This is a genomic window from Methylotuvimicrobium buryatense (assembly GCF_005931095.1).
Taxonomy (GTDB): Bacteria; Pseudomonadota; Gammaproteobacteria; order Methylococcales; family Methylomonadaceae; genus Methylotuvimicrobium; species Methylotuvimicrobium buryatense.
Genome location: NZ_CP035467.1, coordinates 1,683,683 through 1,709,945, shown reverse-complemented (window position 1 = coordinate 1,709,945; position 26,263 = coordinate 1,683,683). Strand labels below are relative to the sequence as shown.

The 26,263-nt window shown below is 51.3% G+C and carries 12 protein-coding genes; 10 read left to right on the top strand and 2 right to left on the bottom strand.

Annotation, left to right across the window (positions count from 1 at the left end):
- The first annotated feature begins 18 nt into the window (after positions 1 to 18).
- From EQU24_RS07715 to ppk1, 10 genes are all read left to right on the top strand, one after another.
- Positions 19 to 4,275: a PAS domain S-box protein gene (locus tag EQU24_RS07715; RefSeq protein WP_017840040.1), complete on the top strand. Its 4,257-nt coding sequence runs from the start codon at positions 19 to 21 to the stop codon at positions 4,273 to 4,275.
- Entirely contained in the window at positions 4,272 to 8,078 is a 3,807-nt protein-coding gene (locus EQU24_RS07710) for a PAS domain S-box protein (protein WP_017840041.1), read from the top strand. The genes EQU24_RS07715 and EQU24_RS07710 overlap by 4 nt, the downstream gene beginning before the upstream one ends.
- Positions 8,068 to 9,135: an HD-GYP domain-containing protein gene (locus EQU24_RS07705; RefSeq protein WP_017840042.1), complete on the top strand. Its 1,068-nt coding sequence runs from the start codon at positions 8,068 to 8,070 to the stop codon at positions 9,133 to 9,135. The genes EQU24_RS07710 and EQU24_RS07705 overlap by 11 nt, the downstream gene beginning before the upstream one ends.
- Positions 9,132 to 12,071 carry a PAS domain S-box protein gene (locus tag EQU24_RS07700; RefSeq protein ID WP_017840043.1) on the top strand — a complete coding sequence of 980 codons (2,940 nt, stop codon included), beginning with the start codon at positions 9,132 to 9,134 and terminating at the stop codon, positions 12,069 to 12,071. The genes EQU24_RS07705 and EQU24_RS07700 overlap by 4 nt, the downstream gene beginning before the upstream one ends.
- Entirely contained in the window at positions 12,068 to 15,619 is a 3,552-nt protein-coding gene (locus EQU24_RS07695; protein ID WP_017840044.1) for a PAS domain S-box protein, read from the top strand. The genes EQU24_RS07700 and EQU24_RS07695 overlap by 4 nt, the downstream gene beginning before the upstream one ends.
- An 86-nt stretch (positions 15,620 to 15,705) precedes the next feature.
- Entirely contained in the window at positions 15,706 to 16,113 is a 408-nt protein-coding gene (locus tag EQU24_RS07690) for a response regulator (protein ID WP_014149319.1), read from the top strand.
- Positions 16,091 to 17,752 carry a diguanylate cyclase gene (locus EQU24_RS07685; protein ID WP_017840046.1) on the top strand — a complete coding sequence of 554 codons (1,662 nt, stop codon included), beginning with the start codon at positions 16,091 to 16,093 and terminating at the stop codon, positions 17,750 to 17,752. The genes EQU24_RS07690 and EQU24_RS07685 overlap by 23 nt, the downstream gene beginning before the upstream one ends.
- Before the next feature lie 1,185 nt (positions 17,753 to 18,937).
- A complete protein-coding gene (corA, locus tag EQU24_RS07680; RefSeq protein ID WP_017840047.1) occupies positions 18,938 to 19,645 on the top strand; it encodes a copper(I)-binding protein CorA in 708 nt (235 codons plus the stop codon).
- Between the two features lie 448 nt (positions 19,646 to 20,093).
- Positions 20,094 to 22,229 carry a cytochrome-c peroxidase gene (locus tag EQU24_RS23250; protein ID WP_017840048.1) on the top strand — a complete coding sequence of 712 codons (2,136 nt, stop codon included), beginning with the start codon at positions 20,094 to 20,096 and terminating at the stop codon, positions 22,227 to 22,229.
- Positions 22,230 to 22,541: 312 nt separating this feature from the next.
- Positions 22,542 to 24,716, top strand: coding sequence for a polyphosphate kinase 1 (gene ppk1 / locus EQU24_RS07670; protein ID WP_017840049.1), 2,175 nt, complete (start codon positions 22,542 to 22,544; stop codon positions 24,714 to 24,716).
- 37 nt (positions 24,717 to 24,753) lie between these two features.
- Here ppk1 and EQU24_RS07665 read toward each other — a convergent pair whose 3' ends face one another.
- Positions 24,754 to 25,947, bottom strand: coding sequence for an iron-containing alcohol dehydrogenase (locus tag EQU24_RS07665; RefSeq protein ID WP_017840050.1), 1,194 nt, complete (start codon positions 25,945 to 25,947; stop codon positions 24,754 to 24,756).
- 3 nt (positions 25,948 to 25,950) lie between these two features.
- The gene (locus EQU24_RS07660) at positions 25,951 to 26,247 is read right to left on the bottom strand and encodes an antibiotic biosynthesis monooxygenase (protein WP_026130099.1); all 297 of its coding nucleotides are present in this window, start codon (positions 26,245 to 26,247) and stop codon (positions 25,951 to 25,953) included.
- Positions 26,248 to 26,263 lie beyond the last annotated feature (16 nt).

The following is a 26,263-nucleotide window of genomic DNA, read 5'->3' as shown; positions in this document are numbered from 1 at the left end:
TATCTCTAAAACCAAGCCATGCAATCCCAATTTTCCGACGCCCTGAAAGAATTGCAAACTGAATTCATCGACCGACTGCCGGAGCGAATCGGCGCTATTCGTTCGCAATTTCAGAAGATAGATGCTTCAGCATGGCGCCCCGAAGAAGCGGCAACCTTGCATCGTCTGGTTCATGGATTAACCGGCTCGGCCGGTACATTCGGCATGCAGGCGCTCTCGGATGCCGCGCGCGACATGGAAATACGCTTGTCGGATTTACTTCGATCCGGCAAAACCCCTACCGATATGGAATGGCAAGCCGTCGGCCTAGCGTTCGATAGTTTAAGCCGTCTCGCCAGCCTAGAGTTGCCAACCGACGCCCCCAGCCTTCCTCCGCCGCCGACACCGAAACGCGCCAACCATTCGCCTTTGATCGACATAATTGAAGACGATGTCGATCAAGCGCTACATTTGCAAAGCGTTTTACAGAAAAACGGGTTTCGCACACGCGTATTCTCCGAACCTACGCAATTTCAAACCCTATTCACAGAGCCGAACGCGGAACCGCCGGCCGCCGTGATCATGGACATGATATTCCCCGATGGGAATCTTGCAGGCGCGGAAGCCGTTAGCCATATAAAAAATCTTGGCAAAGACTCCGAAACTCCGGTCATCATCGTCTCGGTACGAGACGATATCGCTGGACGACTCGCCGCGTTTCGCGCCGGCGCCTCCCGCTATCTTGTAAAACCGGTCAATTCCGAACGCATCGTCGATATTTTGGATGCACTGACCGGACGCCACCCGACCAAGCCTTATCGGGTGTTATTGATCGATGACGATCCGCTCATAGTCAATGCGCACGCGGCTGAATTGCAAGCGGCCGGAATGGAAGTCAAAACCTCGACCCAACCCCTCGACATATTGAATATACTGGACAATTTTTCGCCCGATGTCGCGGTGCTCGATGTTTATATGCCCGAAGCCAGCGGTCCGGAATTGGCCGCTATCATACGCGAGCGCGACGAGTATCTGCATTTGCCGATTCTATTTCTATCCGGCGAAACCGATATGACCCAACAACTGTTAGCGCTCAGTCTAGGCGGCGACGATTTTTTAGTGAAACCCGTACAGCCCCGGCATTTGATCGCCGCCGTTTCGGCAAGAGCGCGCAGGGCTCGACAAAACAGCGCATTACGTCTACGGCTCGAAACCACGCTCTACGAACGCGAGCGAGAACATCTGGCGATCAATCATCACGCAATCATCAGCATCGCCGACCGCTCCGGCAATATCACCTACATCAACGACAAATTTTGCGAAATCAGCGGCTACCGGCGCGAAGAGTTGATCGGACAAAACCATCGCATTGTCAAATCGGGCGAACACTCGCCCGAATTTTACCACGACTTATGGGAAACCATCGCCGGCGGCAGGGTCTGGCAAGGCGAAATTTGCAATCGGCGCAAGGACGGCAGTCTATATTGGGTCGAGTCCACGATTACTCCCTTTCTCGGCAGTAACGGAAAACCTTATCAATACGTCTCGATCCGCACCGACATCAGCCATGTCAAAAAGTCTGTACAACAATTAAGATTACTGGAGCGTGCGGTCGAAGCCAGCACCAGCGGTATCGTAATCGCCGATGCCAACCAACACGATATGCCTCTCATTTTCACTAATAAGGCGTTCGAGGGTATTACAGGCTACTCGCGCGAGGAAATATTGGGCAAAAACTGTCGATTTCTCAACAGCAATGACCGCCATCAACCCGGACTGGATCATGTGCGATCGGCTTTATCAAAGGGCGAAAAAGTCGAAACCGTGTTACGCAATTACCGCAAAGACGGATCGATGTTTTGGAACGAGTTGCGGATTGCGCCGGTCCATGACGAACAAGGCAATTTGACGCATTTCATCGGTATTATCAAGGATGTTAGCGAACGCGTGCGCAGCAACGAAGCGCTGAAAAAAGGCGAACAAAATCTACGCGCGACGCTCGAATCCACTCTGGACGGCATTTTAGCCGTCGACGATAGCGGCTCGATTCTTTTCGCCAACCGGCAATTTATCGAACTGTGGCGCATACCGGAAGAACTCGCCTTACCCGGCCAACCGGACCAACACCTACTGGATACTGCTGAGCATCAACTGGCCGACCCGCTCGAGTTTCGCAAGGTTGTACAAAACATTTATCGCTCCGGCCAAGATTCGCAAGACCTGCTTGAATTTGCGGACGGCAGAATAGTCGAACGCCATTCAAAACCGCTCGTTTCGGAAGGAAAAATCGGCGGCCGGGTATGGAGCTTTCACGACATCACCGAAATCAAACGCGCCGAACGCTCGGTGGAATATCACAAAGAAAGACTGCGCCGCGGACAAATTTTCGCGAACATCGGCACCTGGGAATGGAATATCCAATCCGGCGATCTTTTTTGGTCCGAACGCATCGCGCCGCTGTTCGGCTACCCGGACGGGAATTTAGAAACGTCCTATGAAAACTTCCTTAACGCGATACACCCCGAAGACCGGCAAGCTGTTGTCAAGGCTGTAAGCGCCTGCCTTGAATACGATGAGCCTTACAACATCGAACACCGCGTCATTTGGCCGGACGGCACCGAGCGCTGGCTGCTCGAGCGAGGAGCCGTGGTGCGCGACGAGGGCAAACCCACGCAAATGCTTGGCGTGGTACAAGATATCGACGACCGCAAACGCGCGGAACTGGCGCTAGCCGAGCGCGAAAAATATCTGCGCATCTTTCAGCATATTGTCGATTCGGTCGTCGACGGCGTCATCACAATCGGCGCCGACGGTATTATCCACTCATTCAATCCTGCGGCATGCGCTATCTTCGGTTATCGAGAATCGGATATCGTCGGCCGCAAAGTCAATGAACTGATGCCGGAGCCTCATCGATCCGAAATCGACAACTATCTCCAGCGTTATTGCGCGACCGGAACCGGAAAAATCATCAATCAGCAACTTGAAGTAGCCGGACTCAAAGCGGATGGGAACATTTTTCCACTCGAAATTGCCTTCAGCCAAATCAAACTATCCGATGACCTCCTCTTCGTCGGCCTCGCGCGAGACATTACCGAGCGCAAACGAGCCGAACAGGCATTAATTACCGCCCGAGTCATCGCAGAACGCGCCAACCAGACTAAATCGGACTTTCTCTCAAACATGAGCCACGAGTTGCGCACGCCGATGAACGCGATTCTCGGTTTCGGTCAACTGCTGCAATACGACGAAACCTTGAGCGATACACAAAAAGAGGATGTAGGGGAAATTCTCAAGGCCGGCCGGCATCTACTCGATTTAATCAACGAAATATTGGATTTAGCCAAGATCGAATCCGGTCGGATTTCGTTATCCATAGAGCCCGTAAGGGTCGCACCGATTATCGAGGAATGCCTGAGCCTGGTATCCACACAAGCGGATAAACGCCGAATAAGCCTCCGCAACAATGCGCAAGAAGACTTTACTGTCCAAGCCGACCAAACACGGCTCAAACAAACGCTACTCAATTTGATCTCTAATGCGATCAAATATAATCGCGAAGGCGGCTTAGTGGCCGTAGAGGCCATGCCTAAAGACAGCGAATACTTGTCAATACAAATAACCGATACCGGACGCGGTATCCCGAAGGAACGTTTACATGAACTCTTTCAACCGTTCAACCGTCTCGACGCTGAAAACAGCGCTATCGAAGGCACCGGCATCGGACTGACCATCTCTCGCCGCATCGTTGAAATGATGGGCGGCGCGATCGAAGTCGAAAGCGAAGTCGGCGTGGGCAGCCGTTTCATGATTACGCTTCCGGCGGCATCGAACCCGACCTTATCGGAACCGCCTAAAACATCTGCAGCCATCGAAAAACCGGCATTGCAGAGTCGCTCGAGGCAACAGCTCGTGCTCTATATCGAAGACAATCCGTCAAATATCCGGCTCGTCTCTCAAATACTCGAAAGACAACGGCACATTCGTCTCATCACGGCCCACACACCGGAACTGGGCATCGATTTAGCCCGAGCGCACCGCCCCGACCTCATTCTACTCGACATCAACATGCCGAATTTGAACGGTTTTCAGGTATTATCCATTTTTCAAAACGATCCTATCGTTAAGTCCGCACCGGTCATCGCAATCACCGCCAATGCGATGCCGCGCGATATCGAACAGGGCAAAGCGGCCGGCTTCGCGGACTATTTAACCAAGCCGTTGGACATCACGCAATTCAACGCCGTTTTGGAAGATTTGCTTAACCGCATTCAAAAAGATCCGGATTCATCATGAACGCGTGGTGCGAAACCTATCTCGGCATGATCTTTCAAATCTACGCTTTAGCTTTTTTTTGCTTGGGCGCGGTAGTTTCCGTATTACCGAAACCAAACAACGCCTTGTTTGTTTTCCGGCATTTAAATTGGTTGGCGGGGTTCGGTTTTTTGCACGGCTTTCTGGAGCTAATCGAAGGAGAGCGCTTACACAACGATGCGAGCTGGCTAACAATCGCAAGCGCTCTACTCTTAACCGTCTCATTCTGCGCGCTCTTGGAATTCGGACGGCGCAGTTTGAATTCGATATCCGCTGCAATACGTCTACCGGCATTACCGCTCTACGGCATGTTAACGGCCCTCAGCATAGCTATCGCCGTCAATTCAAACGACCCTTTCGCGGGAATAGAGTTTAGTCTTCGCTATTTTGCCGGTGCTCCGGGAGCGTATTTGGCAAGTTACGTGCTATTGGCAAGCCGCCAAGATCCCGCCTATGGCGGCAAAGGCGAAATAAATATTCGTTGGTTATTTGCCGTAGCCGCGGCATTCGCCGTCTACGGTTTCTTGACTTTATTCGTATCAACCGGTTTGTCTTTGTTGCCATGGCTACCGACCGCGCAACACTTTGCCGAAATCACAGGACTGCCGGTGCAATTGCCGAAAGCGCTATGCGCGATCTTGATCGCACTTTCGTTTGCGTGGTTGATACACACGACCGGTCGATTGGCCAACGATACGCTATCGCGGGTGCTCGATACGCTCAACGGCTTCGTCTACCGCTGCCGCAACGACCGGGCTTGGACTCTGGATTTCATGACCGGCGGCGTCGAACAGCTTACCGGTTATTCTACAAAGGACTTTCTAGCGCCGAGAAGCCTGAATTATAACGAACTGATTCACGCGGACGACACCGAACGCGTTTGGAACGAAGTTCAGGCCGCTATTAGCAAGCGCCGCGAATTTGAAATCGATTATCGAATTTTGACTCGAAACGGAGAGATTCGTTGGGTCTGCGAATACGGAAGAGGTGTCTTCGCCAGAAACGGTAAGCTACTTTTTATTGAAGGTCGAATCACCGACAATACCGCTCGACGGCAAGCCGAGGCCGGCTTACATATCAAGAATGCAGCAGTCGACGCTTCCATCACCCCGATCGCGATCGCCGGACCGGACGCCAAGCTTTCCTATGTCAATCCGGCTTTCGCCGAGCTATGGCATTTACCGGATACTGGATCGGCCATCGGCCGCTCGGCACTCGAATTCTGGAAATACCCCGACGAGGCGGAAGCGGTCATCGATAATCTGTCCGTAAAGGGCCGATGGCAAGGCGACTTAATCGCCAAGCGCTTCGACGGTTCGACGGTTGAAGTACAATTATCGGCCTGCATGGTAAACGACCAAGATGGCGCGCCTTTATGCATGATGGTCTCGTTTCTCGACATCAGCGGCCGCAAACAGGTGGAAAAAGAACTATTGCAGGAACGCGATTTCACTAACAGCTTGATCAACACCGCACCGGTCATCGTACTACTCCTCGACCCGCAAGGATTCATTCTGCATGTCAACCGATATTTCGAAGAGTTAACCGGTTATCGGTTGCACGAAATCATTAGTAAAGAATGGTTCGCATCATTCTTACCGAAACGCGACAGAGATCGAATTCGTCAAATATTCCGCAGTGCCGTTCACGAAGAACCGGCACAAGGCAACATCAACCCCATCGTTATTCGAAACGGCGAAGAACGGGACATCGAATGGCATTCCGAGATTATGCGCGATGCCAATGGAACGACTTCGGGGCTACTCTGTACCGGCCAAGACGTAACCGAACGCCGGGCGATACAACAACGCGCAGAGATGTTGCAGATGTTGGCGGACGCCTCGGTCCAAGGCATCGGCTGGGCGAATCTTACCGGTAAAGTCAATTATTTCAATCCTGCCCTGAGGCGCCTGTTGGCAGTTCCGGAAAACGCCGAGGTCGGCGATTATACATTTTTCGATTTCTATCAAGAAAATCAAATAATGGAATTGAAGTCCCGGATTTTACCGGAAGTATTGCAAAACGAGTTCTGGACAGGCGAATTCGACATTACCGCCGTCGACGGACGCGTGATATCGACTATCCATAGCGTTTTCTTAATCAAAGATAGCGATGGTAACCCCATCGCTTTCGCCAATGTAATCACCGATCTCACCGAACGGAAACGCACCGAAATAGAACTGAAACGGCTCAACCTGGAGCTCGAACAACGCGTGCTCGAACGCACCGCGGAACTGGAAAGACAAAGCCGCCGCAATGCAATGATCGTCGACGCCGCGATCGACGGCTTTTTCACCGCCGATCTGCAAGGCAGAATCCGCGATTGCAACGACGCTTATTGCGCCATGCTCGATTACACCCGAGACGAACTGCTCGGTTTGCACATAGCCGACATCGAAGCATTGGAAACGCCGAAACAACTCGAGGCTCATATCGCTAAAGTGATAGAGCAAGGCAAGGACCGATTCGACACCCGCCACCGCCGCATAGACGGGACTTTGCTGGATGTGGAAGTTAATGTCACATTGAACGAGCTAGGCGGCGAGCGCCTGTTTTTCGCCTTTGTCAGAGACATTTCCGAACGTAAACGTTCCGAGGCCATGCTAATCGCCGCCCGCGAAGAAGCCGAGCGCGCCAATGCCGCCAAATCGGAATTTCTCTCGCGCATGAGTCATGAATTGCGCACGCCGCTCAACGCCATTCTCGGTTTCGGACAATTATTGGAAGCCGACGCCGAACAACCGTTGACCGTCATGCAGGCCGACAACCTTCAAGAAATACTCCAGGCCGGCAGCCATCTTTTGACGCTGATCAATGAAGTCCTAGACCTGAGCCGCATCGAAAGCGGTCGTATCGAGCTCAACCTCGATATCATCGCGATCGGCCCGCTTCTCCAATCCTGCGTCAAACAGATCAAACCGCTGGCCGAACAACGCGGCATCGCAATCTGTTTTGAATCAATCGACAATTGTTCGGTTGTGGCCGATTCGACTCGACTCAAGCAAGTGTTACTGAATCTACTGTCTAATGCGGTTAAATACAACCGCGACGGCGGGCGGATAGCCATCGATTGCATCTCCGCCGGCCCCGATAGACTCCGAATCGGTGTCAAAGACACCGGCTACGGCATATCCGAGAAATTGCTGCCCCGCCTGTTCAAGCCTTTCGAGCGACTCGAATCGGCCTATCAGGGAATCGAAGGTACCGGAATCGGTCTGGCGCTGGCGAAAAAACTGGTCGAATCCATGCATGGCGAGATCGGGGTAGACAGCACCCCCGGCGAAGGCAGTGTTTTCTGGTTCGAATTGCCGTCGGCCGTTTTGCTCGATACCGAAGCCCCGACCGTTCCAGCTAAACTGCCGGCAATAAACGCCTCGAATAACATCCCTAGCCAGTGCAAATTGCTCTATGTCGAAGACAATCCGGCCAATTTGAGACTGGTACAAAAAATTCTCGCCGCTCGCCAAAACATGGAATTGTTTACTGCCGTCAATGCCATGGACGGACTGGCAATCGTCGCACACGAACATCCGAATTTGATCCTGCTCGATATCAATCTGCCGGATATAGACGGATTCGAAATGTTGCGCCACTTAAAGAATAACCCCGCCACCCGAGACATTCCGGTGATCGCGGTCACCGCCAATGCCATGCGCAGCGATATCGAACGCGGCATGGCCGCAGGCTTTGCCGATTATCTGACGAAACCCTTGGATGTGCTAGAATTTCTCAAATGCATAGACCGTTTTAAACACAACGCCGACGGAAAACCTCATGCCCTCTGATTCTCTAAGCAATGAACGCATTCTGATCGTCGACGACGAACCGGCTAATCTCAAGCTATTGGACAGAATGCTCGGACAACAAGGTTACCGAAACCGGATTTTGATCGACGACCCGCGCCAAGTCGTCGATCGCTTCCGCGAAGCGCGAACCGATTTGATTCTACTCGACATCAATATGCCTTATCTGGACGGCTTCCAGGTGATGGAACAACTCATGGCATTAAACGATCCTTTGTTACCGCCGATCGTGATTTTGACCGCTCAACACGGCAAGGATTTTTTGCTTCGCGCATTGACGGCCGGCGCGCGCGATTTCATCACCAAGCCTTTCGATCGTAACGAATTATTGATGCGCGTGCATAATCTGTTGCAGGCGCAATTGGCGCACCGACTTTTGCACGATCAAAAAACGGTGCTGGAAAACATGGTGAGAGCGCGCACCGAAGAACTGTACCGCACTCGTCTACAGATAGTGCAACGCTTGGGCATGGCTTCCGAATACCGCGACGAGGAAACCGGCAATCACATTTTACGCATGAGCCACATCTGCGCCCTGCTCGCCCGAGCACTCGGCTGGAGCGACGATCAATGCGACTTGATTTTGAACGCCAGCCCGATGCACGATATCGGCAAAATCGGTATTCCCGATTCGATACTGCTAAAACCGGGCAAATTCGAACCGCAGGAATGGGAAGTCATGAAAACGCATGCCGTCATCGGCGCGAAATTATTGGAAGGCGACGATTCGGATTTGCTACGCATGGCACGCGAAATCGCATTGACGCATCACGAAAAATGGGACGGCAGCGGTTACCCCAACGGACTGTCCGGCATTAACATTCCGATAGCTGGACGCATCGCGGCATTGGCCGACGTATTCGACGCCTTGACTTCGGTACGCCCCTACAAAAAAGCCTGGACCGTCGAGGCGGCCTGGGATTTAATCAAGGAAAATCGCGGTAAACATTTCGACCCGGATCTGGTCGATATTTTCGAACAACAGTTTCCGGCCATCCTCGAAATCCGCGGGCGTTTCGCGGAATCTTCAGCGCATTGATAAAGACACAAAGCCACACCGAGGTCGAGCGGATAAAAGCATTACACACGCTCGGCATTCTCGATACCGAACCGGAAGAGCGATTCGACCGACTAACCCGCCTGGCCCGGCAGAGCCTCGGCGCGCCTATTGCGCTGATCGCGCTGGTCGACGAACATCGGCTATGGTTCAAGTCCTGTTTGGGCCTCGACATCACCGAAACGCCACGCGAACTCTCGTTTTGCGCGCATACCCTCCTCAAAAACGAAATCTTCGAAGTCCCGGACGCCCGGATCGACAATCGCTTTAATGCACACCCTCTCGTCGCCGGCCCGAGCACTATCCGCTTCTATGCTGGAGCGCCGTTATTGACCGAAGACGGCTTGGCTATCGGAACCTTTTGCATCATGAGCCGCGAGCCGAAACGGCTGACGCCGGAACAACGCAAAGTGCTGAGCGATCTTAGCGCTTGCGCTCAAGATATTGTGAGGCTCGTCGCTCGATCTTTGCTGATTTGCCGTAACATTAGCGACATAAAATCGGCGGAAGCGGCTCTCGATCGACAAAAACATATAGCCGAGATCATTTCGCGCGCCCAATCTCAATTCATTCTCGAATCGAACCGTAGCCGGGCTTTCGATGACCTGTTGTCGGACATACTCAATATAACCGATAGCGAATACGGATTCATTGCCGAGATATTACATCGCGAAAACGGAATTCCCTACCTAAAGACTCGGGCGATTACCAACATCGCTTGGAACGACGAAACGCGCGCATTTTACGACGCGAATGCGGAGCAAGGCATGGAGTTTTCCAACCTTAAAAATTTATTCGGTACCGTCATCACTTCTGAAAAACCGCTGATCGCCAACGATCCCGAGCATGACCCGAGACGCGGCGGACTGCCTCCCGGCCATCCTCCGTTGAAAGCCTTTCTGGGCATTCCGATTCATTACGACCGAAAGCTCGTAGCAATGATCGGCATTGCCAACCGTCCAGGCGGTTACGACTCCGAATGGGTGGAATTCCTGCATCTGTTACTGACGACGCTAGGTCAATTAATCGAAGCCGCACGCGTCAAACGGCTGCATGATCGAAATCAAGCCGAATTGACGCGCCTATCGCGCGTCGCAAGCCAAACCACCAACGGCGTCATCATCACCGACACCGAAGGCCGCGTGGAATGGATCAACGAAGGCTTTACCCGGCTTTCAGGCTATCGGTTGGAGGAAATGCTCGGCCGCAGACCCGGCGACCTACTCCAGGGAGAGCTTACCGACCCGGCAGCCGTTGCCGAGATACATCGGGCGCTGATTGAACGACAACCCTTCAATGTCGATGTCATCAATTATCATAAATCCGGCCAAGCCTATTGGGTTCGTATTCAATGCAACCCTCTCTACGATACGCAAGGCGCATTACAAGGTTTCATGGCGATCGAGTCGGATATCAGCCGCGAAAAAAACGATGCCGAACGTATTTTGATTAATCAACGCCGGCTTTCAGCAATCATTGAAGGGACTCATATCGGCACCTGGGAATGGAACATTCAAACCGGGCAAACCGTTTTCAACGAACGCTGGGCCGAAATCGTCGGCTATACCTTAATCGAGCTAGAGCCAATCAGTATCGAAACCTGGCTCAAACTAGCCCATCCCGACGATTTACAGCAGTCCGAGGACTTACTTCAACGACATTTTTCCGGCGAACTCAAATTCTACGATGTGCAATGCCGAATGCGGCATAAACAAGGTCATTGGGTATGGGTCCATGACCGAGGCCGCGTCGTTAGCAGGACGAAAGACGGCAAGCCTTTGATGATGTACGGCACGCATGCCGATATTTCCGAGCAAAAGACGGCCATTCAGGCTTTGAACGAGAGCGAAACCCGGCTACGCGGTCTGTTCGAACTCTCGCCGGTCGGTATCGCGCTCAACGATTACGCCACCGGCCGCTTCGTCGAGATCAACAATGCCTTGTTGGCGCCGACCGGGTACAGCCGCGAAGAATTTTTGGCACTCAGTTATTTTGAAATAACCCCTCAAGAATACGAAGCGCAAGAAAGGCAGCAATCGGAAAGCATGAAGAACACCGGTCGCTACGGCCCCTACGAAAAAGAATACATCAAGAAAAACGGCGACCGATATCCGGTTTTGCTAAACGGCATGGTCGTCGAAGACTTGTCGGGCAAGAAAATGATTTGGTCGATCATCGAAGATATCTCCGAACGCAAACGCAACGATCGCATGAAGAACGAGTTCATCTCGACCGTGAGCCACGAATTGCGCACGCCATTGACCGCGATAGCCGGCTCGCTAGGATTGCTGGCCGGAGGCGCCTTGGGCGAACTCCCCGGCACCGTTGATGAAATCGTAGCGATCGCCTACAAAAACAGTCGGCGCTTGTCCATGCTGATCAACGATTTGCTCGACATGGAAAAATTGATCGCCGGCAAATTAAATTTCGATCTTCGCCCGCAAGCGCTGATGCCTCTGGTCGAACAAGCTCTCGAGGATAATCAAGCCTATGCGGACCAATTCGGCGTTACCCTCAGAATAACGCAACGCGATGATGCCTTGCATGTCGATGTCGATGCCCAGCGCCTTCAACAAATCTTCGCCAATTTGTTATCGAATGCGGCTAAATTTTCCCCAAAAGGCGAAACGGTGGATATCGCCGTTCTGAGTACCGGCAATCTGGCTAGAATCGAAGTCAGCGATCGGGGTTTCGGCATACCGGCCTCATTCCGCAAACACATTTTTCAAAAATTCGCTCAAGCCGATGCCTCGGATTCCAGAAAAAAAGGCGGCACGGGGCTCGGACTGGCAATTACCAAAGAATTGGTCGAACGCATGAACGGCATTATCGGCTACGAATCCGAACCAGATAAAGCCACGACTTTTTTTATTACCTTACCGCTTGTCGCCGGCGACTCGTCAAAAATAGCCTTATGATTTCGATCGACCGTAAAACCCTTGCGCTTTCCGCGATTTTGGCCTTTCTAGCATGGACCGGCAACTGGCTGAACATGCCGCTTTTCTACGGCGTCGATTTCATTTTCGGGTCCATCGCGGCAATGCTTGCCGCGGCTCTACTCGGTCCTGTCGCCACCACGGTCATTGCCGCGGTCGGCGGTCTCTACACCTTGGTGCTCTGGAACCAACCCTACGCTCTGATCACTTTTACCGCTGAAGCGTTGACCGTGGCATTGCTTTATCGCCGCGGACTGCGTAATTTAATCCTGGCCGATCTCGTCTTCTGGGTTTTTCTTGGCCTGCCGTTGATCTTGGTGTTCTATCACGGCATCATCGGCATGGAATGGCAATCGACGCTATTGATTGCGCTTAAACAACCGTTGAACGGACTGTTCAATGCCTTGGTTGCCGGCATTATTCTCCTCGTCGTTCAGACAGTATTCCGGTCTACAATGCAATCCGACCGCGTTAGGCCGTCGTTGTTCGAATTGTTATTCCATGTCTTGTTATGCTCGATACTCTTGGCCGGCGCCATACCGATTATTGTCGAAAGCAACGCCCAACGAGATCGCCATGAAGCGTTCATGCTCGAACGGTTGGAACAAATCGCGCAACGAGTCGCTGCCGATATCGCTTCCGTGCCTGGCGTCGAGATTAAGACCTGGCAAAATCATCTAGCACGAGCGCAACTGTCGCCACAAACGAGCCTGGCCTTGCTAGACCACGATGGACGCGTATTAATCGAGCAGGGTAAATTAGCTGCCATCGACAAGCAAACCGGCCAAATCAAACCACTCGACAAAGGTCTAGCCATCTGGCTACCATACGGCAAATTGGCCGCCATGGAACGTTGGAAGCGAGGGCGTTACTTGACCAGCATAGCGCTCACCGGTGTTGCGGATGTCGCGCAAGTGTATATCGAACAAGATGCCGAATCCTTGGTGCTGGATTTCGAAAAAGGCCGCCTGCCGTTGTTCTTGTCATTGGCGCTGCTATTACTGTCGGGCATTATCGTTTCCTACCTACTAAGCCGCTGGCTGACGCATTCGCTACGCAATCTCGAGGCAGCAAGTTTCGGTTTGGCCGATGCCATCGGCAACGGTCTCAAACCGAATCTGCCTGCCAGTCCCATCATGGAATACGACAACCTGAGCACGACGTTGAATGAGATGGCTCAACGCTTGACGGACAGTTTTAACGAGCAATCCGAAATCCTAGCGGGATTAGAACGACAAGTTCAAGCCAGAACGGCCGATTTGAAACAAAATCGCGACCAATATCAGTCGCTGGTCAACAACATTCCCGGCATCGTTTACCGCTGCAAACTGGACGAGAATTGGACGATGCTCTACATGAGCGCCATCGTCGACAACATCAGCGGCTATCCGGCCAGCGACTTTATCGACAACTCGATGCGCAGTTACGCCAGCATTATTCACCCCGACGATACAGAGCGAGTGGAGCGATCGGTTTATGACGCGATCGCATCCGGAACCGGGTGGGAATTAGAATACCGAATCCTTCATAAAGACGGATCGATCCGCTGGGCTTACGAGAAAGGAACGGCAATAGCCGGCATTGCCGGCAATATCGACTTTCTCGACGGCTTTATTCTCGACATCACCGACCGTAAACAAGCCGAAGCTGCGCTTCGTGAAAGCGAAGAAAAACAACGCCATATAACCGAAAACATCAGAGAAGTATTTTGGCTCCGCAATGCGGATAACGACCGTTTAATTTACATCAACCCGGTCTACGAAAAGATATGGGGCAGAAGCTGCCAAAGCTTATACGACGACCCGAGCTCTTTCGCCGAATCGATCTTTGAAGACGACAAGCCGGTTTTTTTCCAAAAAATGAACCAATACCGGCACAGCGGCCAATTCGATATGGAATACCGTATCGCGACTCCGGACGGCAACATCCGCTGGGTACACGCGCAATCTTTTCCCGTTAAAGACGGTAACGGCCAAATTATCCGCCACGCCGGACGTGCAGTGGATATCACTGAAAGCATGCGTGCCGAAAGCGAACGCAAACGCGTGACTCATTTGCTGACTAGCGTATTGAATGCGGCCTCGGAAATGTCGATTATCGCTACCGATGTAGCAGGCATCATCACGACCTTTAATCCGGGAGCCGAACGCATGCTGGGTTTTTCCTCGGCGGAAGTCATCGGCAAAAAAACGCCCGCTCTGTTCCATAAGGCCGAAGAAGTCGCGGCACGCGGCCTGGAATTGAGCCAGGAATTCGGTCGCCCGGTAGAAGGCTTTCGAGTCTTTATCGAAAAACCCGAACAAGAGGGCGCGGAAACTCGCGAGTGGACTTATATTCGCAAGGATGGCCGGCACATTCCGGTATCGCTTGTGGTCACGACAATGCGTAGCGATAAGGGCGACGTTACCGGATATCTCGGTATTGCCCAAAATATCACCGAACGTAAGCGAGCCGAAGCCGCGCTCAAAGAACAAAGCCTACATACCAAAGCCATTCTCGATACTATTGTGGACGGTATTATCACGATCGATCGAACCGGCAAAATCGATTCCTTCAATCCGGCGGCGGAACGAATTTTCGGCTATCAAGCCGCCGATATCGTCGGTCGTAATATCAACATATTGATGCCTAATCCGCACCGCGACGCCCACGACAGTTATTTACACAATTACCAATCGACAGGCATCGCCAAAATCATCGGTATCGGACGAGAAATCGAAGGCCTTCGTAAAAACGGTGAGTTATTCCCAATGGAGTTGGCCATCTCCGAAGTTATCCTTCAGGGTCAGGCCATGTATGTCGGCATGGTCAGAGACATCACCGAGCGCAAGCGCGTCGACCGCATGAAAAACGAATTCGTTGCCACCGTCAGTCATGAACTGCGCACGCCGCTCACGTCGATATCCGGCGCATTAGGCTTGCTTAATGGCGGCGTACTGGGCGAATTACCCAAACCCGTGCTTGAGATAATAAGCATTGCCTATGATAATAGTCGACGCTTGGCCGACCTGATCGACGATTTACTCGACATGGAGAAAATCGCAGGCGGCAAGATCCAATTCAATATGCAAAAGCAAGATTTGATGCCGTTGATCGAACAGACAGTCGATGCTAACCGAACCTATGGTATCGGACGTCGAGTATCGTTAATACTGACCGGCGAAAGTCCAAAGGTCGATATCTATGCGGATGCACAACGTTTACAACAAGTATTATCGAACTTATTGTCCAACGCCGTTAAATTTTCTCCCGATGGAGGCGACGTTTACATCAACGTAAAACAAATTAACGAATCCATACGGATAACGGTCGCCGACCGTGGTCCCGGTATTCCGGACGGCTTCCGCGATCGTGTTTTTCAAAAATTCGCCCAAGCCGACGCTTCGGACACGCGAAAAAAAGGCGGCACCGGATTGGGCCTGGCCATCTCCAGAGAATTGATCGAACGTATGGGCGGCCGGATTGGTTTCGAGTCGATCGAAGGCGAAGGCGCAAGTTTCTATTTCGAAATGCCGATATGGAAAGTGTAAAATTCCTGTTTTCGATTGAACAAACGTATCAAACCAAAACGCCTTCGCTATCCGTAATTAACCCATTCCATCCAGGGAATTCTTTTATGAGCACATTTCAACGCATACTCTATGTAGAAGACGAACCCGACATTCAGACCGTGGCGAAACTGGCATTGGAAATGGTAGGCGGCTTCACTGTAAAAATCTGCTCTTCCGGCGAGGAAGCCTTGACCGAAACGGCCGATTTCATGCCGGATTTAATCCTACTCGATGTTATGATGCCAGGCATGGACGGCCCGACGACTTTCAATCGTTTACGCGAACAACCTATCATCGCTGAAATTCCGATAGTCTTTATGACCGCCAAGATTCAACCGTCTGAAATTGCGTATTACAAATCGTTAGGCGCAGTCGATGTCATCGCCAAACCGTTCGACCCGATGACCTTGGCCGACCAAATCCGCATAATTTGGGAAAAACGAGAACAAAATGCCCCGATCCAAGCAGTGTGATGCCCAGGAACAACTATCGCGATTACGCGCCCAGTTTTTAAAGCGTTTACCGGTCGAATTAAACAGCTTAAAGGCCATCGCCGAAAACCTGACCAAACCCGGCATCGATGTCGCCGCTCTTAACGAATTGCATCATCGCCTACATAAACTTTCAGGTTCATGCGGTACATTCGGAGTGCCTGCGCTTGGCAAAGCAGCGCGAATTTTGGAAATCCGCCTCCAAGCATGGCTTGAAGACCGTTCCGGCGAGATCGACGATAAAATCCGGCAATCGATTATTAAAGGCATTGGCGCACTTAAAGATGTCATTCAACCGACTGAAAATCAATCGGACGCCTCGCTTGCAATGGCATCGGACATGCCTATCGACAAGACCGTGCGAGTTTGGCTGATCGAGGATGATGCGGCATTCGAACAAGAGTTGGTTCGCCAATTAGAGTCTTTCAACTTCGAAGTCCATTTGTTCAAATCTATCCGAGACGCGGAAACCGCCTCGCAATTCGAGCGCCCGGATTTGCTGATCATGAACGTATTATTACATCGCCCGTCCGAACAAGACTCCATCCTTCTCCAGGATAGAATCACCTTAAAGTCGCTAGACTGTCCGCTTTTGTTTGTCTCGTCGACCGACGATTTCAACTCGCGGGTTCGCGCGGCGCGGCTCGGGGCCGAGGGGTATTTTGTCAAACCGGTTGACATCACGATTTTGATCAATCGCATGATGCACATTCTGGAAAAAAGAAGAGCGCCTCCCCAGCGTGTTTTGATCATCGACGACGACAACGATCTAGCCGCCCACTATCAATTGGTTTTGGCTATCGCTGGCATGCAGGCGGAAGTTTTGCAACAGCCCGAAGCCGTTATAACCAAAATCGCGAATTTCCGGCCGGAAATAATCTTGTTGGACTTGCATATGCCCAACTTTACCGGTCTCGATCTTGCCGGAGTCATTCGCCAATACGACGAATGGTCGGGCCTGCCGATAGTCTTTCTTTCCTCCGAAAGCGATCTCGACATACAAATTCTGGCCATGGGCCAGGGGGCCGACGATTTCTTAATGAAACCGATATCGGATGCGCAATTGATTGGCGCAACACGCGCGCGTATCGAAAGAGCGCGCCGATTGACTTCTCTCATCACTAAAGACAGCCTGACCGGCTTATTGAAGCATGCCAGTATCAAAGAAGCAGCCGATTTGGAAACGGCCCAAGCTCAACGTAACGGCAAACCGGTCTCGATCGCGATGCTGGATATCGATAATTTTAAATTAGTCAACGATACCTACGGACACACGGTCGGCGATAACGTCATCGCCTCGCTGGCCATGCTGCTACGTCAACGCCTTCGCCATTCGGACATCATCGGCCGTTACGGCGGAGAGGAATTCGCCGCAGTCCTAGCGGAGTGCGATCAAGACGATGCCTATCGGCTTTTGGACGACATCCGCCATCAATTCGCCAATATTCATTTTCAAGCTCGGAACCAACGATTCAACTGTACCGTGTCCATTGGCCTGGCAGACTCGGCGCACTTTCCTCGATTAATCGGAACAGAACTCCTTGCCATCGCCGATAACGCGTTATATCAAGCCAAGCGGGAAGGACGCAACAGAACCTGTATCGCCCGCACCATGGAATAAAAAATAAGATCATAATCCGGCGAATTATACCCATCACAGATCAAAATTCGGCACCGGGGGGCCGTCAAAGGACGCCGTGAATACGTCCATGTAGGCTCTATGCCAGCATCCATGCTGGCAAAACCTTTGCCAAGCACCCCGGTGCCTCCTTAGGCAATGCCGAAATTTGAAGTGCGAAAGGTATAATCCTTAAAAGAGCTGTTGACATGTGTTGTAGACCGTTCGTGCTGAGCTAAGTCGAAGCATGAAGGGTCTACAACACTTTCACCGGCTTGGTGAGGCCTCAAACTACCGTTCACCCTTCGACAGGGCTCAGGGCGAACGGTAGTTTGAGGCTCTCAACTGCTCTTTTTAGGATAATTTAACTGCGTTATTTAACTCACAAGCAGGGCATATGCCGCACATGTGAGCCATATGCCTCACTTCAATTTATCTAAAAAATCAGCTTTCTAATGACAGGCACGCTAAATTCAACGAATATTGATTCCCTCTAGTAGTTTAATTTAAATAGCCTTTTTAAATTATTAAGCTTGGAAAATGTTTTACTTTTAGAAAATGGCCTTCTTATTGCATAAACTATCTTGGTGTATTGATACAGGGTGTCTATTAATAAAAGGCGGCCGAGTTAATTGTAATTATTCGTACTTCTTGAACATTTTCCTGGCTTATTGCCCTAAAACAGTTTTTGGGGGCTGAATAGTTACATAATTACAGTTAACTTATTCAATACCGAGGTAATGCAAACAAATTGAGGTTAATTGTTCAGTCTCCTATCTCAAAAAACAGGTTGATCGCTGAACTCGCTCTTTAATTTACAAAATAGGACCTGATTAGCAAGTTTCTTCAGCTAAAGCCCAAAAACCAGCATATCCCTAGCACGACGGGGTTTGCAACCCCGTCCTAAACGTTTTGACTTTGGCCGAAGTTAGCCGAAATGTTTAGGGCAAACCGAAACGTTGGGGACGGGTTAAATAACCCGTCCCGCAGAAGTGGCTACGACTGGTCACTGCTCGGACAATTGGCTTCAGCAAGCTGAAGCATCTTGCTAATCAGGAAATAGGAAGGCAGATAAAATTGCAACCATATAGATTCTATCAATTGGGTTGCACTGAACATTTTTGTTAATCGAAAATATGCCAATGCTAAAAACTAACGCATGGCTATTATTAAAGTAATGGAGAAATAATGAAAAAAACAAGCAAACTGAAAGCCTTAACCTTCGCCGCAGCCGCCATGGGGGCTTTGGTCAGCCTGCCCTCGAATGCAGCAACGGTAATCACGCCGGATGTTCATTTATTTGAGTTTACGCCAGACAATAGTTCTCGTACGCTAAATGTCAGGGCGGACGCATGGTATAATTTGACGATGGGTTATCTGGGCTGGACGCATCATGCCAATTGGGGAACCATGAGCTTAAGAAGAGGCCAGCCGGTCACTATTACCGTCGATGCCTCGGATATTGACGGCTTCCATCCAGGTATAACGGTTTGGTTCAGGCAGCAAGGTCGAGCTTTTGCTGGGCCGTATATTGTCGACGCGCACTCCTATAGCCAATCTCAGGATGTGATAAATCTGAATGCCGTTGTCGACGATGATCCGGTAAACCCGAGAAATAGTGGTAGATCGCAAAGAATTCACATGGAATTTATCGCTAATGCCTTCGATCGCGATGGCATGGGTGATGTATTGCCTGAAGCATTCGACCAGTCGGCGATTAACAAAGTTTTGGATGGCGAGCCCGGCAAAGTCAGCTTGACTTTTACGCCGCCTAGAAACGGGCTGTATCAGTTCGTCGTCGGCGGCATTAATCCCGATGAAGACATCGACACATCTAAAATCGGAGCTGGAAATCGCTATCCCGTCAATGTTCATGTCAGCTTTCCAAGCCGGTAATTGACGTTTCCGATGTTCAGCCAGCTTTCGCTGAAACGGGAATAATGGTTAATGCTAAAGTTGCCCCGGCATGATTGCCGGGGTAACGACACTCCGAGTTGATGGCGAATAGGTTCAAAGTGCTGGCTAATCGTATGGGCTTTATCCTAGAAAAACTCTTTCAAGATGAAGATCATGAAGAATAAGACATTAAGTCAAAAGCTTATTGTGCGGTTGTATAAAGCTTTCGCTCAACGATGAGGTTGGCGGGATGTTTAGATCAACTCTTGAAATACTTGTATGGCTAAACTACCGAGTTTAGCTTTATATCTTAATCTTGGCCGACTGGTCTTTTGGTCGCGACTGTTTGGAGGCTCAAGCCTTCTCGGTTGCATCTTGGCTGAGCGGTTCCTCTCGTAAAAGGGAGGCGAGTCAAGGCTTGCTTCCCCCTCGCATTTTTTGGAAGATCATGTTTATCAGCGTAAAAAAAACCTCTGTCCGTCAATTCGCATTATCGCTAGCGTGTTTGTTGACGGTTTGCGTGGCTCACCCAAAATGGGCACTGGCGCATGGTTTCGCCGAAGATCATTCATTTGGTTTAGTCACATTGCCCGAGACTCCGGGCTTGGTTGGCCGGCGCGCTTCAATTGTCGTGGACCAAGAGGCCGCGATTCAATTGGGCAAGGCCTTATTCTGGGATGTCAATGTCGGTAGCGACGGCATTGCATGCGCCAGTTGCCATTTCCATGCAGGAGCCGACCGGCGCACGCGTAATCAAATAAATAGCGGTCAGCGTCATACTACGGATACCGAAAGCGCGAAACGTTTCGAAATTGGCGGACCGGATTATGAGCTTAAAGCCAGCGACTTTCCTTTTTTTCGTTTAAGCGATCCCGCCGACAAAAACTCGGAGGTGCTGTTCGCGACGGACAATGCGGTCGGTTCCTCCGGCGCTTTTACACGTGTATTTGAAAGTGCTCAAGAAACGGGCGACGGCATCGACCAATGCACTCCTCAAAACAGCGATATTTTCCACGCTAACGGCTTAAACACTCGTCAAGTCACCAATCGCAATACGCCGACGGTCATCAATGCGGCCTTCAATTTTCGAAACTTCTGGGATGGGCGCGCCAACAATATTTTTAACGGCGTATCGGGCTTTGGACATCGAGATCCCAATGCCAAGGTTTGGGTAACCGGAAAAGGCAGAAGAGCCCGGCAAATCGGTTTATATCTGGAACATGCTTCTCTCGCATCCCAGGCTGTCGAGCCGCCATTGGATATGATAGAAATGTCCTGCCAAGGACGGACCTTTTCCGAAATAGGCAAAAAATTAGTTCGGCGCCGTCCGCTCGAAACACAGCTTGTTCATGCCGAAGACAGTGTATTGGGTGTGGTGCGGCATGAATCCGGAAAAGGTTTGAATAGCACTTATGGCGAATTGATCGAAAAAGCCTTCCATAGAAAATTCTGGCAGGGTAATGCGGATTTCGGCGTTTCGAATACGGGCGAGCCTTATTCCCATATCGAGGCAAATTTCGCCTTCTTTTTCGGCCTGGCTATTCAGCTTTACGAAAATACGCTAATCTCCGATCAAGCGCCTTTCGATCAACCTTTGGACGATGAAGGCTATCCCTACGGCTTTACCGCCCAACAAAAAGAAGGACTCGATGTATTTTTCGATGCGCATTGCCAGAATTGCCATTCCGGGCCGACATTCTCGGCGGCGATCAATCCTCAGTCATATTTTAGCGGACGTAGAAAGCCGCGTTATTATCGATTGGTCGACAGAACTGTCCTTGGCGCGCAAACCAGTGGTGTGGGTATTGATAAAACATTGATGGACATAGGTTTTTTTAATACCAGCGTGACACCGGACGACTATGACGTGGGCTTGGGCGGCAAGGATCCGTTCGGTAACCCCTTATCATTTTCGGAACAATATTTGTCGGTCTTGGCAAACCCCTCTGCGGCAATGGTTGATCCCGTTAGGGTAGTCGCCTGTGAATTTGTAGAGTCCTTCGTCAAGGACTTCGAGTTTGGCGACAGTGAGACGATTCCTGATCGGCGTTTTGGGCGTGGTCCGGTATGCGGCGGTAGGACCCTAAGATCGCTAGCCAGAGTGCCGTCTCCCGCTGTCGTTGAGGCGGAAATGCGTAAACCCTATAACGGTCGGCTCTCAACCTTGACCAAGGGCGCCTTTAAGGTGCCGACCCTAAGAAACATCGAGTTGACCGGGCCTTACATGCATAACGGCAGCATGAAATCGCTTGAAGAAGTCGTGGAGTTTTACAATCGAGGCGGAAATATACAAAATCGGCGCCATGCGGGCACTTTGGTATTCGATCAGGGTTTTTCCGAAGTAGAAAAAGCGAGTTTGGTCGCTTTCATGAAAACCTTGACCGATGAGCGGGTGCGCTGGGAAAAAGCGCCTTTCGATCATCCCGAGCTCTGGGTGCCGCACGGACATGAGGAAGGTGTCGGCGGTCAGATCGACCCCAGTTTGGCGGAGGACAAGTTTCTCTATGTCCCGCCGGTGGGCCGAAATGGTCGCACGGTCGATCAGGGCCCTTTAAAGCCTTTTGATAGTTTTTTACAACCTTGAAGCGACTCGCTCCGGATTCGTAGTATTCCGTTAAAAATATACCTTTCGCACTTCAAATTTCGGTAGTTCCCGAGAAAGCACCGGGGTGTCCGACAAAGGCTTTGTCAACATGGAGCAGGCATAGAACCTACATGGACATATTAACGGCGTCCTTTGACGGGCACCCCGGTGCCGAATTTTGAGCTATGGTGGGCATAAACAAACGCACCAAGATTATTTGCGAAAGCTTAAAGACTCCAGAAGCCTACTCCCGATCGGTTATAATTTGTAATCCACTTTCGATGACATATTGACCAAGGGCGCCTGGAAGCAATGAATACACAAAGCAGCACTATCGAACCGAATGCCCCCTCTATTCGTGCAGACTTCGACGCAACTTCTCCCGAATGGTACCTAAACCGAGAATTGACTTGGCTCGAGTTCAATAAACGCGTCTTGCACGAAGCTGAAGACGAGCGAACGCCGCTACTGGAAAGAGTCAAGTTTATCGCGATCGTTAGCTCCAATCTGGACGAATTTTTCATGAAGCGCATCGGCGGACTGAAACAACAGCTCGGCGCCGGCATCACCGAGTTGACCGTGGACGGTCGTAGCCCGCAACAACAAATCGCCGAATGCTACGCGGTCGTACGCGAAATCGAAGCGAAAAAACAGCAATTATTCGTTGAATTAATGAGGCATCTCGAGTCGCAAGACATCCGTATCCTTCCTTTCACCGAATTAACGCGCACTCAACAAAAACAAATGCGCGATTACTATATCCAGAATATTTTTCCGCTAGTGACGCCTCAGGCGATCGATCCCGCGCATCCGTTTCCGTTCATTTCGAATCTAGCGTTGAACCTACTAGCCGGCGTCTATTGCACGGACCCCGAACTCGTCACGCTCGTCAGGATCAAAGTCCCGGTCGGTCCCAGACTGCCGCGTTTCATTCAGGTCAGCAACGAGCTTGTTTATGTTGCGCTGGGCGATTTGATCGCGAACAATTTAGATTTACTGTTTCCGGGCATGAATATCGCTTTTGCGGATTTGTTTCGTGTAACTCGAAACGCTATCACCGAAAAGGACGAGGACCAGGCCGACGACTTACTGCAAATGATCGAGTCGGAATTGCGCGAACGCAAATTCGCCTCGGTCGTTAGACTCGAAGTCGCTTCAACGATGGGTGAGTCACAACGCGGCATGTTGACAGCCGAACTAAATCTGAATGAGCATGATGTCTTCATCGTCGACGAGCGCTTGGCGATGTCCGATTTATTTCAAATCGCCGCGATCGACCGGCCGGACTTACTCGACGCCCCGCATCACCCCTGCGATCACCCTAAATTAGCCGGTTCGCCGAATATTTTTCATGCCATTCGCGAACAAGAGACGATACTGCTGCAACACCCTTATGAGTCTTTCGTCACGACGGTCGAACGCTTCGTCAAGGAAGCCAGTCGCGACCCGAATGTTAGGGCCATTAAAATGACGTTATACCGCACTTCGGCCGGCACCAAAATCGTCCAATATTTGATCGACGCCGCATTAAACGGCAAGCAGGTGACCGTATCGGTGGAACTAAAAGCGCGTTTCGATGAATCGGCCAATATCCAATGGGCGCAACGCATGGAGCGTGCCGGGATTCATGTCACTTACGGCGTGGTCGGACTCAAAACGCACAGCAAAGTGATTTATGTCGTCCGCCAGGACTACAACGGCCTGCGTCGATACGCGCATATCGGCACAGGAAATTATCATGCAGGAACCGCCAGGCTCTATACCGACCTCGGCATTTTGACCTGCGACCAAGACATCGGCAAAGACCTTACCGAGTTATTCAATTATTTAACGACGGGCCTGGTTCCGAAGCGCCAATACAACTGCCTACTCACTTCGCCAAAATTTCTAAAGCCCGCCTTAATTGAAAAAATCGAACGCGAAATCGCCAAACATTCGCCAAAAACACCCGGTTTGATTCAATTCAAGATGAATGCCTTAGAAGATGTCGATATCACGGCCGCGCTCTACCGGGCAGCTCAAGCCGGTGTCAAAATCGATTTGATCGTCCGCGATACCTGCCGACTGCGCCCCGGCATTCCGGGTATTTCCGACTCGGTACGCGTCATCAGTATTGTCGGCCGTTTTCTTGAGCATTCGCGGATTTTTTATTTCCAAAACGGCGGCGACGAAGAATATTTCATCGGCTCGGCCGACTGCATGAAACGCAACCTGGAAAGCCGCGTAGAAGTCGTCACACCGATCAGGAAACCCGAATTACAAGCCGAGCTACGAGAAGTATTGAACGTACAATTAAATAATCAAAGAAGCGTTTGGGAGATGCAGTCCGACGGCAGCTATGTTCAGCGCCAACCGAAAAATGAACAGGACGCCGTTGGAGCCCAAGAAACGCTGATTAACTTAGCCCAGACACGCCTTAAACAAGCCGGCTCTGAAAAAAAACTCAAGAAATCGAAAAAAAGCCAATCCAGTTTGCGCAAAAACTAGACAATTCACGATAAACCACTACCTTTGAGCGTTAAGCTTAAAGCCGCCGCTGCAATATCGATTCGATCTCGGTATCGGTCAACACGATCGGATTGGTTTGCATGCTGCTGCCCCGGCTGTTCGCAACGATTTTTGCAAAATCGGCCTCTCTGATGCCGTAATTGCCAAGGCGCGGCAATTGTAAAGTTTCGCTCCATTCGGCAAGCAACGCGATCAATGAATCGCGCGCACTCGAATCGCCGATATCGTTCCGTCCGGTCAGCAAACGCCCGACTTGCGCGTATTTAGCCAACGCCGGATTATCGGGTTCTCGCGCTTGCATCGCTTGAATATTGATTTCGGTGGCGGCGGCAACCATCGTTCCGCAAACCACGCCATGCGGTATCGGGAAAAAGGCGCCCAACGGCGAAGCCAGGCCGTGAACCGAACCCAAACCGACTTGCGCCAACGTAATACCGGAAAGCAAGGATGCATAGGCCATCGCGGCGCGGCCGTTAGCGGCTTCCGGCTCCTGGCCTTCCCAAGCGGCAAAGAAACCTTCCTTGAAGGCGGTCATGCCGCTCCAAGCCAACGCATCGATGAAGGGATTGGCCTTTAGCGAGACGTAGGATTCCAATAGTTGCGTGAAGGCGTCCATGCCATCGGCCGCGATCAAGTCGCGCGGGCAGCTTTCCAGCAAGTCGGGATCGATTACCGCATATTCGGGAATCAAACATTCGTCTCGAAAAGACTTCTTGAATCCCTCCGGACCTTGCACGCTCAACACCGAATTTTTGGTCGCTTCGCTGCCGGTACCGGCCGTGGTCGGAACGGCGATGAACGGTATACTAGGCCCCCGGTAAGGAATATTCCTGCCGACGCCTTCCAAGTGATCCATGACCGAATTACCGTGCGGCAAAAGCCCTGCTATCGCTTTCGCGGCATCGAGCACGCTACCGCCGCCGATACCGACAACGACCGCAATCGTCTCGTCGCAAAACCGGTTAACCGTTAGGTCGACCAGCTCCGGCGACGGTTCGCCCGAAACCGTGACATGCAACCAGCGAACGCCTTGCATTTCCAAGGACTCGATAAACGACGGCCAACGTTCCGTACCGCAAAAAGATTGCTTACCGGTAACCAACAAGGCATTGCCGCCGTAACTAGCCGTCAAGGCCGGCACTTCGCTAAGCCGTCCCCTGCCGTAGCTAATGCGCGGCAGGCGTGAAATCGAAAATGGTTTGAATTGCATCGTTTACCCCTGCGGAAATAGTCCTTCGTAACGAATCCCTTGACGGGGCTCGGCCATCCAATCGGCGACCGTATCGCGCCAAGCCAAATAATGCTCGGTTTGTTTATGAGCCGCGGCATCTTCGGCGGAAACGTAGGCTTCGTATAAAATGAACTGCCCCGGATTTTCGGGCGATTGCAATACATCGAAGCGGCGGTTGCCGGCTTCGCGAATCGACGCTTCATGATTGCGTTTCGTGGCGGCGATAAAATCGTCGATATGATCGAGTTTAACGTGAACATGAACCAAAGTTACGTGCATAAAGACTCCTTGATAG

Bases quoted from the DNA above. Each gene is read 5' to 3' on its own strand.
- EQU24_RS07715 (WP_017840040.1), top strand. From the start codon at position 19: ATGCAATCCCAATTTTCCGACGCCCTGAAAGAATTGCAAACTGAATTC.
- EQU24_RS07705 (WP_017840042.1), top strand. From the start codon at position 8,068: ATGCCCTCTGATTCTCTAAGCAATGAACGCATTCTGATCGTCGACGAC.
- corA (WP_017840047.1), top strand. From the start codon at position 18,938: ATGAAAAAAACAAGCAAACTGAAAGCCTTAACCTTCGCCGCAGCCGCC.
- EQU24_RS07690 (WP_014149319.1), top strand. From the start codon at position 15,706: ATGAGCACATTTCAACGCATACTCTATGTAGAAGACGAACCCGACATT.
- EQU24_RS07685 (WP_017840046.1), top strand. From the start codon at position 16,091: ATGCCCCGATCCAAGCAGTGTGATGCCCAGGAACAACTATCGCGATTA.
- EQU24_RS07695 (WP_017840044.1), top strand. From the start codon at position 12,068: ATGATTTCGATCGACCGTAAAACCCTTGCGCTTTCCGCGATTTTGGCC.
- EQU24_RS07660 (WP_026130099.1), bottom strand. From the start codon at position 26,247: ATGCACGTAACTTTGGTTCATGTTCACGTTAAACTCGATCATATCGAC.
- EQU24_RS07665 (WP_017840050.1), bottom strand. From the start codon at position 25,947: ATGCAATTCAAACCATTTTCGATTTCACGCCTGCCGCGCATTAGCTAC.
- EQU24_RS23250 (WP_017840048.1), top strand. From the start codon at position 20,094: ATGTTTATCAGCGTAAAAAAAACCTCTGTCCGTCAATTCGCATTATCG.
- ppk1 (WP_017840049.1), top strand. From the start codon at position 22,542: ATGAATACACAAAGCAGCACTATCGAACCGAATGCCCCCTCTATTCGT.
- EQU24_RS07710 (WP_017840041.1), top strand. From the start codon at position 4,272: ATGAACGCGTGGTGCGAAACCTATCTCGGCATGATCTTTCAAATCTAC.